General features: G+C 68.2%; 9 protein-coding genes. 5 read left to right on the top strand and 4 right to left on the bottom strand.

Translation table 11 applies throughout. The features are described 5' to 3' along the window. Positions 1-267 precede the first annotated feature (267 nt). Positions 268-903, top strand: coding sequence for an SDR family oxidoreductase (locus tag ACP96_RS10030; protein WP_050033200.1), 636 nt, complete (start codon positions 268-270; stop codon positions 901-903). A 20-nt stretch (positions 904-923) separates the two neighbouring features. On the opposite strand, the gene ACP96_RS10025 is transcribed toward ACP96_RS10030, so the two are convergent. Continuing rightward, positions 924-2,591 carry an aldehyde ferredoxin oxidoreductase family protein gene (locus ACP96_RS10025; RefSeq protein WP_050033199.1) on the bottom strand — a complete coding sequence of 556 codons (1,668 nt, stop codon included), beginning with the start codon at positions 2,589-2,591 and terminating at the stop codon, positions 924-926. A gap of 226 nt (positions 2,592-2,817) precedes the next feature. On the opposite strand from ACP96_RS10025, the gene ACP96_RS10020 reads away from it, so the two are divergent. Together ACP96_RS10020 and gdhB are read left to right on the top strand one after the other, a co-directional pair. Further along, complete coding sequence (locus ACP96_RS10020) at positions 2,818-3,999, top strand: M24 family metallopeptidase (protein ID WP_050033198.1); 1,182 nt, start codon at positions 2,818-2,820, stop codon at positions 3,997-3,999. Between the two features lie 197 nt (positions 4,000-4,196). Then, entirely contained in the window at positions 4,197-5,483 is a 1,287-nt protein-coding gene (gdhB, locus tag ACP96_RS10015; protein WP_050033197.1) for a glutamate dehydrogenase GdhB, read from the top strand. A 33-nt stretch (positions 5,484-5,516) separates the two neighbouring features. On the opposite strand, the gene ACP96_RS10010 is transcribed toward gdhB, so the two are convergent. Next, positions 5,517-6,500 (bottom strand): NAD(P)-dependent oxidoreductase, encoded by a 984-nt coding sequence (locus tag ACP96_RS10010; protein WP_152663325.1) that lies wholly within the window; start codon positions 6,498-6,500, stop codon positions 5,517-5,519. Positions 6,501-6,625: 125 nt separating this feature from the next. Between ACP96_RS10010 and ACP96_RS10005 the strand changes: the two genes are divergently transcribed. After that, positions 6,626-7,948: an amidohydrolase gene (locus ACP96_RS10005; protein ID WP_050033196.1), complete on the top strand. Its 1,323-nt coding sequence runs from the start codon at positions 6,626-6,628 to the stop codon at positions 7,946-7,948. Further along, the gene (gene ilvA / locus ACP96_RS10000; RefSeq protein ID WP_082222499.1) at positions 7,945-9,267 is read left to right on the top strand and encodes a threonine ammonia-lyase; all 1,323 of its coding nucleotides are present in this window, start codon (positions 7,945-7,947) and stop codon (positions 9,265-9,267) included. The genes ACP96_RS10005 and ilvA overlap by 4 nt, the downstream gene beginning before the upstream one ends. Positions 9,268-9,820: 553 nt before the next feature. Here the strand turns inward: ilvA and ACP96_RS09995 are convergent. Beyond that, positions 9,821-11,182, bottom strand: coding sequence for an aminotransferase class III-fold pyridoxal phosphate-dependent enzyme (locus ACP96_RS09995; protein ID WP_050033195.1), 1,362 nt, complete (start codon positions 11,180-11,182; stop codon positions 9,821-9,823). A 69-nt stretch (positions 11,183-11,251) separates the two neighbouring features. Further along, complete coding sequence (locus tag ACP96_RS09990) at positions 11,252-12,946, bottom strand: BCCT family transporter (protein WP_200895670.1); 1,695 nt, start codon at positions 12,944-12,946, stop codon at positions 11,252-11,254. Positions 12,947-13,090 lie beyond the last annotated feature (144 nt).

Here is a 13,090-nt window from a genome sequence, read left to right as displayed (position 1 = left end):
CCGTTGCAGTCCTCGACGAGAGAGATATCCAGAGTCCGGTGCGATCGGTATCGGAACCGCGGTGAGCGACAGCGGGAGATCGGCCACTCCGCGGTGGACGCCGCTCCCTCCGGTCTCTGACCGAGCGTCGGGCGACGAAAAACGTCGCTCGCGAGGTCATCGAGGCATCCGGCTCCGACCGCAATTCCGTCCCGCTCACTCCGTCGCGTCGCTCCCGAGGTGCCGATCGCCACCACCTTCTTCACGACACCGACCGGTTTCGAGGATATGAACGTGCTCGTCGCCGGTTCGCACGGACAGGTCGGCCGACACGCGACCCGCGTCCTCGCCGAGAGCGACCACGGGGTTCGGGGGATGGTTCGCGCGGAGTCGCAAGCGCCGGACATCGAGGACGTGGGCGCCGAACCGGTCGTCGCGGACCTGACCGGGGACCTCTCGCACGCCGTCGAGGGGATCGACGCGATCGTTTTCGCCGCCGGTTCGGGCGGCGAGGACGTGTGGGGCGTCGACCGCGACGGCGCGATCAACCTCGTCGACGAGGCCGAGGCAGAGGGAGTCGAACGGTTCGTGATGCTCAGCTCGATCGGCGCCGACCGGCCAGATGACGGTCCGAAAGCGCTGCGGGAGTACCTGCGGGCGAAGGCCGAGGCCGACGAGTACCTCCGAGAGAGCGACCTCACGTATACGATCGTCCGGCCCGGGCCGCTGACGAACGAGGGGGGAACCGGACGGATCAGAACCGGCGCAGATATCGACGCGGAGGACGCCGAGATCCCGCGCGAGGACGTCGCTCGGACGCTGGTCGCGGCGCTCGAGGCCGAGAGCACGTACGGCGAAACGTTCGAACTCGCCGCCGGCGACGAGCCGATCGAGGAGGCGTTACGGGAGCCGCTGGAGGGCTGATCGCGCGCCTCTCCGTCGCCCTACGCCGGCAGCGCCGATTCGGGAACCGTGCCGTCGTCGTTCCACCCGCGGAGCTCGTAGTACGAGTCGATGGCGTCGTCGAGTCCCGGGAGTTCGTCCTCGTACGGGAGCCGGTCGTCGTCGCCGTCGATCCCGCGCCGGTTGTTGAAGTGACGCTCCAGCGTCACCGTCCGCGCGCCCGCCGCGAGCAGCTCCTCGAAGTCGGCGTCGAAGAGCAGCTCGTAGCGCTCGGGCGTCATGAAGTCGCGGGAGAACTTGCAGACGACGCCGCTGTCGTTGAGCGCCATCAGGTTCTCGCGTTCCACGAGCCGCTCGGCCTTCCCCTCGAACCCCGCGGGCTCCATCGCCTCGTCCTCTTCGACTAAGGGGTACTCCACCGAGTAGAACGTCGCGTACATGTGGTCGGCGCCGCGGTTCGCGACCGCGTAGGAGAGCGCTTGGCCGTGGAGCAGCCGGCCCTCGTGGGCCGCGAAGTCCATGTTCTTCACCGACCAGTTCCCCACGCCGAGGTCGTCGTGGATCCGACCGATCCCCTCTGCGAGCTGATCGCCTACCCCGTCGCGCTGGGCGATCTTGTCGACGAGGTCCCAGATGAGTTCGCGGTTGCCGAACTCGTCTTCGGCGTCGAGGTACGCCGCGATCGTGTTGCCCGCGGAGATGGCGTCGAGCCCGTACTCGTCGCACAGGCGGTTTGACTCCATCACGTCGACGATGTCGTCGATCCCGGAGTTCGAGCCGAACGCCATCGCCACCTCGAACTCGGGGCCTTCGGTCTCGACGCCGCGTTCCTCGTCGCGGGTCGGGAGCTTGCAGGCGAACGCACAGGCCGAGCAGGTGCCCTTCTTGTACTTCTTCTCCGCGACGGCGGCGCCGTTGATCCCCTCGACGCCCGCGAAGGAGCGCTCGGAGAAGTAGTACGACGGGAGCCCGTCCATCTCGTTGGCGAGGTCCATCACCGCCACCGTCCCCTGCTCTTTCATGATGTGGTCCTCGGTGGCGGCGTCGCGGTGGATCTCGTTGGCGGTCGCCGAGATCTCGAGGTCGGGCGCCGAGTCGCCGCCGAACGTGACGGCCTTGACGTTCTTCGAGCCGAGCACCGCGCCCAGCCCGCCGCGGCCGAACGCGCGCTCCTCGGTCGTCATGATCGACGCGAACCGGACCTCATTCTCGCCCGCCGGGCCGATCACCGCCGTCCGGTCGCTGGAGATGTCGTGTTCGTCCTCGAGGTAGCCGGTCGTCTCCGGGACGGTCGCTCCGGCGAGGTCCGGCACGGTCTCGAACTCGACGCCGTCGTCGCGCACGTGAACGACGACGAGCTCGTCGCTCGCGCCCGCCAGCTCGATCGCTCCGTACCCCGTCGCCGCGAGGTGCCGCGAGACGAAGCCGCCGGCGTTCGACGAGAGGAGCCCGTCCGTCAGCGGCGAGAGCGCGGTGCAGTTCGTCCGTCCCGTGAAGCTCATCTGCGACGCCTGCATCGGCCCGGTGGTGAACACGGCGCGGTTCTCGGGACCGAGGGGGTCCGCGTCGAACGGGACGCGCTCGTGGGCGAGCCGCGTCCCCACGCCCCGCCCGCCGATGTATCGCTCCTGAATCCCCGTGATGTCGGTTTCCGAGGTCGTCCGCTCGCCGACGTCGATCGACAGCAGCGGCCCGGTACTGTGTAGCATGTCCGATCATCGGTGGACCCGATACAAAAATCCCGATCCATGTGGACAGATTGGGGTGTTCGAGCCCTCTCAAAGCGTCCTACACGGTATCGGTCCTCCCCGGAACGGAGCGCTACCGCGCGGATCCGGCCGATCCGTAGCGATCGTTGTACACAGTATCCGTTGTTAATGTACACGGTAAATTTATACTGTCGCCGGCGGATCCTCTTCGCAGACGCCTGTTACCATGCCACGGGAGCACATCTTCGACGAGACCGAGTACGACCGGCGGGTGGCGCAGACGAAAGAGCGGTTGCGCGAGCGCGACCTCGACGCGATCGTGGTCGCCGACCCGGCGAACATGAACTACCTGACCGGCTACGACGGCTGGTCGTTTTACGTCCATCAGGCCGTCGTGGTCACGCCCGACCGCGACGAGCCGATCTGGATCGGCCGCGACATGGACGGCGACGGCGCGCGGGCGACGACGCACCTCTCCGACGACAGCATCCGCGCGTACAGCGACGACCACGTCCACTCGCCGCGCGACCTCCACCCGATGGATTACGTCGCCGGCGTCCTCGACGAACTGGGCGTCGCGGACGGACGTATCGGACTGGAGATGGACGCCGCCTACTTCACCGCGAAGTCGTACACCCGGCTTCAGGGGAACCTCCCGGAGGCCGCGTTCGAGGACGCGACCTTGCTCGTCGGCTGGATCCGCGTGAAGAAGTCCGAACAGGAGCTGGAGTACATGCGGCAGGCGGCCCGGATCTCCGAGAACGCGATGCAGGCCGGCCTCGACGCGGTCGGGGAGGGCGTCCCCGAGTACGAGGTCGCCTCCGCGGTCTACCAGCAGCTGATCGAGGGGACCGAGGAGTACGGCGGCGACTACCCCGCGATCGTCCCCCTGATGCCCTCTGGCGACCACACCGGCACGCCCCACCTCACGTGGACGGACCGGGAGTTCGAGGACGGCGACCCGGTGATCATCGAACTCTCCGGCTGTCGGCACCGCTATCACTCGCCGCTGGCCCGGACGACCTTCGTCGGCGATCCCCCGACCGAGCTACAGGAGACCGCGGACATCGTCGTCGAGGGACTGGAGGCGGCGCTCGACGCCGCGGAGCCCGGCGTCAAGTGCGAGACCGTCGAGGAGGCGTGGCGGACGACGATCGAGAAGTACGGGCTCGAGAAGGAGGACCGCATCGGCTACTCGATGGGGCTCGGGTATCCGCCGGACTGGGGCGAGCACACCGCGAGCATCCGCCCGGGCGACGAGACCGTCCTCGAAGAGGACATGACGTTCCACATGATCCCCGGCATCTGGACCGACGAGATCGGCATGGAGATCAGCGAGACGTTCCGCGTCACCTCGACCGGCGCGGAGACGCTAGCCGAGTTCCCCCGCGAGCTGTTCACGGCCTGACCGGAGCGATCGAACTGCGGAACCGACCGAATCGCGGAACCGGTCGACTGCGGTTCCGCGTCGCCCCCCGCACGACGCTCTACCGACGGCATCGCGCCGCCCACGCCGACGGCGTCGCGATCCACTGCCGACAGCGTCGCGATGCCCACACCGATCCACCGCGCTGCCAAGCCGACCGAACCACGACACCCCGATCCATGAGCACGACACCCACCGTCGACGACGAACCGGTAGAAGAGGAGTCAGAATCGACGCTCACCACCGCGCGCAAGCAGCTCGAGCGCGCGGCGACCAACGTCGACGTCGATCCCGCGATCGTCGAGCGTCTCAAACATCCAACGCGGGTCCAGCAGGTCTCCGTCCCCCTCGAACGGGAAGACGGAAGCGTCGAGGTGTTCACCGGCTACCGCGCCCAGCACGACGACGTCCGGGGCCCGTACAAGGGCGGGCTCCGGTATCACCCGGAGGTCACCGCCGCGGAGTGCACCGGCCTCTCGATGTGGATGACCTGGAAGTGCGCCGTGATGGACCTCCCCTTCGGCGGCGGGAAGGGCGGGATCGCGGTCGATCCCAAATCCCTGACCGACGACGAGCGCGAGCGGCTCACCCGGCGGTTCGCGGAAGAGCTGCGCGACGTCGTCGGGCCGACGAAGGACGTGCCCGCGCCCGACATGGGCACCGACGCCCAGACGATGGCGTGGTTCATGGACGCCTACTCGATGCAGCAGGGCGAGACGATCCCGGGCGTCGTAACCGGGAAGCCGCCCGTCATCGGCGGGTCGTACGGCCGCGAGGCGGCGCCGGGCCGGTCGACGGCCATCGCCGCGCGCGAGGCCGTCGGCTACTACGACCGCGACCTCGAGGAGACGACCGTCGCGGTGCAGGGGTTCGGCTCCGTCGGCGCCAACGCGGCCCGGCTGCTGGACGACTGGGGCGCGACCGTCGTCGCCGTCAGCGACGTGAACGGCGCGATCTACGACCCGGACGGGCTCGACACGCACGACGTTCCCACCCACGAGGAGGAGCCCGAGGCGGTGCTCACCCACGAGGCGCCGGAGACGCTGACGAACGAGGAGGTCCTCGAACTCGACGTGGACGTGGTGATCCCCGCGGCCGTCGGCAACGTGATCACCGCGAGCAACGCCGACGCCGTCGCCGCCGACATCGTCGTCGAGGGCGCGAACGGGCCGACGACGTTCGCCGCCGACGCGATCTTAGACGAGCGCGACGTGGCGGTGATCCCCGACATCCTCGCGAACGCCGGCGGCGTCACCGTGTCGTACTTCGAGTGGCTCCAGGACATCAACCGGCGGACGTGGTCGCTCGAACGCGTCAATGAGGAGCTCGAAGAGCAGATGCTGTCCGCGTGGAGCGACGTGCGCGACGAGGTCGACGAGCGGGACCTGACATGGCGAGACGCCGCCTACGTGGTCGCGCTGTCCCGGATCGCCGAGGCGAAGAGCGCGCGTGGGCTCTGGCCGTAGCCGGGCGCACGCCGAGGGTTTCTGACCGCCCGCTCAGTCGTCGGTCGGCGTGACGACTGCGTTCTCTAACTCCTCGCCCTCGTCGAGCGCCGCGACGTTGCTCGCGACGATGTCGGCCAGCCGGTCCCAGTGCTTGGGGGTGTGACCGCCGGTGTGCGGGGTGATGAGGCAGTTCTCTAAGTCCCAGAGCACGTGGTCCGACGGGAGCGGCTCGGGGTCGGTGACGTCGAGCGCGGCGCCGCGGATCCCCTCGGTCTGGAGGGCGGACACCAGAGCGTCGGTGTCGACGAGTCCGCCGCGGGCCGCGTTCACGACCACGGCGTTGGGCGGGAGCGTCGCTAGCTCCGCCTCCCCCACCATCCCGCGGGTCAGGTCGTTGAGCGGGCACGCGAGCACGACGTAGTCGCTCCGCGCGAACGCCTCGTGGACATCGTCGTCGTCGAAGCCGAGCACCTCGTCGGTGGGGCCGCCCTTTTCCGGCGTGTACCGGATCCCGATCGTCTCCACCTCGAACCCCGCGAGCCGCTGGACGACCGCCTGCCCGATCGACCCGAGCCCCACGACGGTGACGGTGCTGTCGGTGAACTCGTGAGATTGGAAGTGGCGCCACTCGCCGTTCGACTTCCGGCGCCACCCTTCGTGGAGGTTGCGCGCGAACACGAGCATGTTGGCGATCGTCTGCTCGGCGATGCCCGGCGCGTGGATCCCGCCCGCGTTCGTCACGGCCACGCCGTGCTCGCGCAGCGCGTCGGTCGGGACGTGGTCGGTTCCGGCGAACGTACACGCGAACAGCTCCAGTCGGTCGGCGCGGTCGAGGAGGTCGGCGTCGAGCGTGATGCCGGTCACGGCGCGCGCCTTCGGGACGAGTTCGCGCTCCTCGGCCGGCGTCCGAGCGAGCGCGACCGTTTGATCCGGGAGTCGCTCGCGGAGCGCGTCCGCGTAAGACGCCATCGAGAGGCCTTCGGTTCCCTCACGCAACACGACGACATCGGGATCAGCGGTCTGGTCTGAGCTCATGAGCGGTGGGCGCGTCGGAACGACGCGTTGGCGGATCATTGCGAGGGGGTTTCTTAGCCTTTTGTGTATCTCATGTACACGACAATTGTGTACAGTTAAGGCGATCGAGCGAGAGGGTGACACTCATGAACGAACCGATCCGAGATCGGCTCGCCAGCGTCCGCAGGCGGTTCCACCGTCATCCGGAGCCCGCGTGGCGCGAGTTCCTCACGACGGCGACGCTCGTCGACGAGATTCGGTCGATCGGCGTCGACGAGCTCGCGATCGGGCCGGACGCGTACGACCCGGCCGACCGCATGGCCGTCACGGAGGCGGACCTCGGGCCGTGGATGGACCGCGCCCGAGAGCACGGCGTCGACGAGGAGCTGCTCGAGCGCATGTCGGGCGGGAACACCGGCGCCGTCGCCGTGCTGGACCGGGGTGAGGGCCCCGCGATCGGGCTCCGCGTCGACATCGACGGGCTGTTCATCGAGGAGTCGACCGGCTCCGATCACGATCCCGTCGACGAGGGGTTTCGCTCCGAGATCGACGGGACGATGCACGCCTGCGGCCACGACGCCCACATGACGTGGGGGCTCGCGGTCCTCGAAGCCATCGCGGAAAGCGACTTCGCCGGGCGGTTGGTCGTGTTCTTCCAGCCCGCCGAGGAGACCGGCGGCGGCGGCCGTCCGATGGCCGAGAGCCGGTTCGCGGACGGCCTCGACTACCTGCTCGCGGTCCACGTCGGCTTGGATCACCCCACCGGCGAGGTGGTCGCCGGGATCGAGAAGCCGCTGGCGATGGCCCACCTCGACGCGACGATCGAGGGAACGTCGGCGCACGCCGGCAAGGCGCCCAACGAGGGTGACAACGCGATGCAGGCGATGGGGACGGCGATCGTGAACGCGTACGGAATCGCCCGCCACGCCGACGGGATGACGCGAGTCAACGTCGGCAAGGCCGAGGCCGGCACCGCGAGCAACATCATCGCCGAGCGCGCGTCCATGGAGGCCGAGGTGCGCGGCGAGACGACCGAGCTGATGGAGTTCATGAAACGCGGGTTCGAGCGCACCATGCGCGGCGCCGCGACGATGCACGGCTGCCGCGCGAGCGTCGACGTGGTGAGCGAGTCGCCGCGTGCGGACAGCGACCCGGAACTGCAGGCGCTCGTGGCCGGCGTCGCCGAGGGGGTCGACGGGATCGACACCGTGCTCCCGGCGGCGGACTTCGGCGCGAGCGAGGACGCGACGTTCCTGATGGAGCGCGTTCAGGAGGAGGGAGGGCTGGCGACGTACCTCATCGTCGGCACCGATCATCCGACGAGCCACCACACGCCCACCTTCGACGTGGACGAACGGAGCCTCCGGCACGGGGTGGACGTGCTCGTGAGCGCGATCCGCGACCTCGAACGGCGACACCCCGTGCCGCGGGCAGACACGCCCGGGGACGCGCATCCGGCCCTCGAATGACCGGGGACGACCCCGACGACGAGGCGTCCGCCGACTGCGTCCCCTCCGACGGCGACCCCTCCGACGGTGGAAAGGCAGACGCGCCGCCGACCGTCACGCTCGCCGACATCGAGGACGCCCGCCGCCGGCTCGCGGATGTCGCGCATCGGACGCCGCTCGACACCTCGCGAACGTTCGCCGAGATGAGCGGGGCCGCGTCGCTGGGGCTCAAGCTCGAATCCCTCCAGCGGACCGGCTCGTTCAAGATCCGCGGGGCGTACAACGCGATGGCGCAGCTCTCCCCGGCCGAGCGCGAGGCCGGAGTGATCGCCGCCAGCGCGGGCAACCACGCGCAGGGCGTGGCGCTCGCGGCCGACCTGCTCGGGATCGAGGCGACGATCGTCGTGCCCGAGGTGACGCCGGCGGCGAAGATCGCGGCGACGCGAGGATACGGCGCGACCGTGCTCGTGGAGGGCGACATCTACGAGCGCTCGTACGAGTACGCCGTGACGCGCGCCGACGAAACCGGCGAGACGTTCGTCCACCCCTTCGACGATCCGGCCGTCGTGGCCGGCCAGGGAACGATCGGGCTCGAACTGCTGGCGCAGTATCCGGCGATGGACACCGTGCTCGTCGCCATCGGCGGTGGCGGACTCATCTCCGGAATCGGCACGGCGGTGGCGCCCGCGGACCGGGACGTTCGGGTTATCGGCGTCCAGCCGGAGGGCGCGGCACACGCGGGGCCGTCGCTGGCGGCCGGCGAGATCCGGCAGCTCGACGACGTGGACACGGTCGCCGAGGGGATCGCCGACACGCGGATGCTGGAGACCACCTTCGCGGTCGCGAGCGAGGTGGTCGACGACGTGGTGACCGTCTCCGACCGCGAGATCGCCGCGGCCGTGACGCTGCTGGCCGAGCGGGAGAAGACGGTCGCGGAGGGCGCCGGCGCCGCGCCGCTCGCCGCCGCGCTCTCGGACCGGCTGGATCTGTCCGACGCCAACCCGGCCGTCGTCGTCTCGGGCGGCAACGTGAACCTCACCGACCACGCCGAGCTCACCCGGACCGGCCTGTTCGAACTCGGGCGCTACGCCGAGGCGCGGCTCGCGCTCGCGGCGTGGCCGAGGCAGGTGGGCGAGGTCGTCGAGGCGGTGACGGCCGAGGGCGCCGAGCTCGACACCCTCGAACGCGCGCGTCGCACGGCGGCCGACCGCCCCAACCGCACGCCGGTGACGATCGGGATCGAGGGGCGCGGCGCCGACCACCTCGACGCGGTGTTGACGGCGGTCGCCGAGATTGACGGCGTGTCGGTCGTCGAGCGATCGGTCGCTGATGGGGATTGAGACGACCGGTGACGAAGCCTACACTACGTCTCTGTTTCCACTCCCCTTTTAAGCAAATTCTTGCCGGAAACAGCAGTTCGCCGAAGAGTGCTTTATGATCGAGAGCGGGAGTACATTTCTCTGTGTGGCGAATCGGCTGTTTATAAGCTACCGACGACTCTGCGGTAGAGGCTTTCAAAGCCCCAGCCTCGTCGCCGGACTACGTCCGGCTGCAAGCGAGAGCTTCGCTCTCGCCCTGTCGCTGGCGGCGACAGCCGCCAGCGACTCCCTCGCGCGGCGCTCTCGCCGGCGGCTTCGCCGCCGGCTGTCAGAGAGACCTTCGGTCTCTCTCTACTCGCGCCCTCTGGGCGCTCGGAGGCGCGCGCCACCGCACTCGTCATTTATAAGCTATCGCCGCCGTCGCTCACGGCTATTTATGTACCCTCTCACGGCAGCCGATCTGCAATACTTACTCCCGCAATCGCTCACCGCTATGTCTGTACTCAGTGCACTACGGTCAGAACGGCTCACTGATTGAGAACTTCGACAAACCCCTACCGCCGGTTTCGGCTCCTCAGTTCACCGCCGCGCTCGCGCTGACGGCGTCGATCGCGTCGAGGAAGATCCCGGTGCCGAGCGCGATCTCCCGTTCGGTCGAGTCCAGCGGCGGTAACAGCCGGATCGTCTTCTTCCCGCAGCCGAGCGTGAGGAGTCCGCGGTCGAGGGCCGCCTCGACGACGGCCGAGCGACGCTCGGCGGTGTCGAACTCCACCGCGAGCATCAGCCCCTTGCCGCGCACGTCCACGACCGTGTCGGGGGCGTCGTCGCGGAGGAGTTCTCGCGCCTGCCTGCCGCGCCGGGTCGCGTTGGCCAGCAGGTCGTGTTCGTCGATCGCCTCCAGCGTGAACGTCCCCATCATCGAGCCGAGGACGTCGCCGCCGCCGAACGTCGAGCCGAGGCGGTTCTTCTCCGAGGGGAACACCTCGGATCGGGAGATGGTCGCGCCGACCCGCAGCGCCTTCGCGCTCGCGATCACGTCCGGCTCGATGGCGTAGTGGTCCGCCGCCCACATCTCGCCCGTGCGGCCGACGCCCGACTGGATCTCGTCGACGACGAGCGGGATGTCGTACTCCTCGGTGACGGCTGCGACCTCGTCCATGAACGCCTCGCTGGGGAAGCGGTAGCCGCCGACGCCCTGAATCGGTTCGAGCGTCAGGAAGGCGATCTCCGCGGGGTCGATGTGGCCGCCCTCGGGCGCGAGGGTGTTCCGCAGTTGCGAGCCGCCGCCCGCGAAGAAGCCGCAGTCGCAGCTCTCGGCGTCACAGCCGCGGTCCGCGCAGAACGGCACCGTCTCGATGCCGCTTATCTCGGGATACTGCCGCGTGTACACGTCCTTCGACTTCGTCAGCGAGAGGGTCCCGAGCGTGCGCCCGTGGAAGCTCCCGTTGAACGCCACGCCGTATTTCGCGGGCGCGCGGTGGTCGTGCGTGATCTTCATCGCGTTCTCCATCGCCTCGGCGCCGGAGTTCGAGAGGAACACCGTGTCCATCCCGTACTGGCTGGAGACGTCGGTCAGCCGGTCCATGAGGTGGCTCGATCCGGGGAAGTCGGCCTCCTCGGGGGTCGGTCCCGACCCGAAGTACATGTCTTGACCGGCGATCTTCATCGGCTCGACGAGGTCGAACTCCCGCAGCTTCGAGAGCACCTTCTCGTTGTTGTAGCCGAGCGGGGCCGCGCCGATGTGGCAGGTAAAATCGAGGAGGACGTTGCCGTCGACGTCGGTGACGAACGGGCCGTCGGCCTCACGGGTCACGTCCCAGACGAACTCGTGGGAGTACTCGCTGGGGGCGGCGTGTCGCTGATGGAACTCGACCCAGCGCTTCGCGTTCGGGCCGGGGAGCGCGTCTGCGGTGGGTTCCGCCGTATCCCTATCCATACACAGTTTATGTATACACCATACATTAAAACTTGGTATGAATGCGAAGCGATCCGGCCGCGACGGTCGTCAGTCGTCGTCCGCGGCGGACTCGACCGAATCGGACCGTGAGTCGACGTCCTTCCCCGCTCCGTACAGCACCGTGTCGTCCTGCAAGAGCACCTGGTCGTAGTGTTCGCCGAAGTCCTTGATCAGCGCTAACATTGCGAGGAAGCAAACGAGGGCGAACGGCGTCCCGGTGATGATCGCCGCCTGCTGGAGCGTGTTCGCGCTGCCGCTGCCGCCGAGGATCATCAGGATCGCCGCGGTCATCCCGAGAACGACCCCCCAGAAGACCCGGTTAATGTTCGACGGCTTCGCCTTCCCGCCGGTGGTCATCATCGAGACGGCCAGGGTCGAGGAGTCCGCCGACGTAATGAAGAACGTCGTTACGAGGATCATGAACGCGTATATCAGCACGGACCCGACCGGGATCGTCATCGACGCCCCGCCGAGGTTCAACGAGAAGTTCAACGCCTCGAAGAGGATGAACCCGGACACCTCCGGCCCGGCCTCGCCGGCGATCACTGCCCCGAAGTCGGCGATCCCGTTGTGCTGCGCCCAGACCGCGGTGCCGCCGACGAACGTGAACCACGGGATGGTGGCGCCGGAGGTCGCGACGATCCCCGTGAACGCGACCTCGCGGACGGTGCGTCCCTTGGAGATCCGCGCGATGAACAGCCCCGCGAACGGCGACCACGAGAGTGCCCACGCCCAGTAGAACACCGTCCATGCGTTGATCCAGCCGGTCGCGCTCGCGTCGCCGCCACCCATCGGCCCGGCGCCGGTAAACAGGCTCATCGAGACGAACTCGCTAATCATGCCGCCGAACGCCTGCGTGCCGAGCAGCACGAGGAACATCGTCGGTCCAACCACGAACGTCGCGAACATGAGCGCGACGAACAGGATCATGTTGAAGTTCGAAAGCCGGCGGATCCCCTTGTCGACTCCGAGCACCATCGAGGTCGTGAACAGCAGCGTCATCATGGTGACGACGAGCAGGATCCCGATATCGCCCATGCTGATCCCCCACTGGTAGTCGAGGCCGGTAACGAACTGGCTCCCGATGAAGCCGAGCGACGTGGCGACGCCGCCGATCGTCGCGAAGACGGCGAGGATGTCGACGACCTTCGCGGCCGGGCCGTCGAGGTTGTCGGCGCCGAGGATCGGCGTGAGCGCCGAGGAGACGCGCAGCGGGACGTTCTCGTAGTTGTACGCGAAGTAGCCGATCGCGATACCCATGATCGTGAACACCGCGAGCTGCGGCAGCGCCCAGTGGAACAGCGTCTGTTGGACGGCGACGGTCATCGCCTCCGCGGTGCCCCCTTCGATGTTACTGAACAGCGGTGAGGGGTTGTTGTAGTAGAACAGCGCCTCGGTCGGCCCCCAGAACACGACGCCGGCCGCGAAGCCCGCGGAGTACAGCATCGCGAAAAACGAGAGGAAGCTGTACTCCGGCGGCTCGTTGCCGAGCTTGATGCCGCCCCACGGTCCCACGATTAGGAAGAGGAGGAACAGCACGATCAGGAAGACGATCAGCATCAGCGCCCAGTTGAACGCGCCGAGTAGCTGGTTGTTCAGCGACGAGATACCGTTTTCGACGGCGGACGGGCTGATGAAGAACGCGGCGATCACGCCCACGGTCAGCAGGGCGCCGAACGCGAAGACGATCGGGTCGATCTCTTCGCGGAACTCCTCGAACATGCCCGGTTCGGAGCTGCTCATCAGGTGACACCTCCGCGACGGGGACGACTACTTGGTCCACGTTGCCTCCGCCAGTCGAGTACCATGCCACGTGCTGGCATGCACGGTCGATCGAAAGTGTACACAATAAGTGTTTCTCAAGGTGCGACTATCTGTTCGAATTAT

The sequence above is a fragment of the Halorubrum halophilum genome, assembly GCF_000739595.1.
Taxonomy (GTDB): domain Archaea; phylum Halobacteriota; class Halobacteria; order Halobacteriales; family Haloferacaceae; genus Halorubrum; species Halorubrum halophilum.
This window is presented reverse-complemented; position numbering and strand designations above follow the sequence as displayed.

What these genes read in the sequence shown, in the direction of transcription:
- ACP96_RS10010 (WP_152663325.1), bottom strand. Translation starts at nt 6,500, where the DNA reads ATGAGCTCAGACCAGACCGCTGATCCCGATGTCGTCGTGTTGCGTGAG.
- ilvA (WP_082222499.1), top strand. Translation starts at nt 7,945, where the DNA reads ATGACCGGGGACGACCCCGACGACGAGGCGTCCGCCGACTGCGTCCCC.
- ACP96_RS09995 (WP_050033195.1), bottom strand. Translation starts at nt 11,182, where the DNA reads ATGGATAGGGATACGGCGGAACCCACCGCAGACGCGCTCCCCGGCCCG.
- gdhB (WP_050033197.1), top strand. Translation starts at nt 4,197, where the DNA reads ATGAGCACGACACCCACCGTCGACGACGAACCGGTAGAAGAGGAGTCA.
- ACP96_RS10020 (WP_050033198.1), top strand. Translation starts at nt 2,818, where the DNA reads ATGCCACGGGAGCACATCTTCGACGAGACCGAGTACGACCGGCGGGTG.
- ACP96_RS09990 (WP_200895670.1), bottom strand. Translation starts at nt 12,946, where the DNA reads ATGAGCAGCTCCGAACCGGGCATGTTCGAGGAGTTCCGCGAAGAGATC.
- ACP96_RS10005 (WP_050033196.1), top strand. Translation starts at nt 6,626, where the DNA reads ATGAACGAACCGATCCGAGATCGGCTCGCCAGCGTCCGCAGGCGGTTC.
- ACP96_RS10030 (WP_050033200.1), top strand. Translation starts at nt 268, where the DNA reads ATGAACGTGCTCGTCGCCGGTTCGCACGGACAGGTCGGCCGACACGCG.
- ACP96_RS10025 (WP_050033199.1), bottom strand. Translation starts at nt 2,591, where the DNA reads ATGCTACACAGTACCGGGCCGCTGCTGTCGATCGACGTCGGCGAGCGG.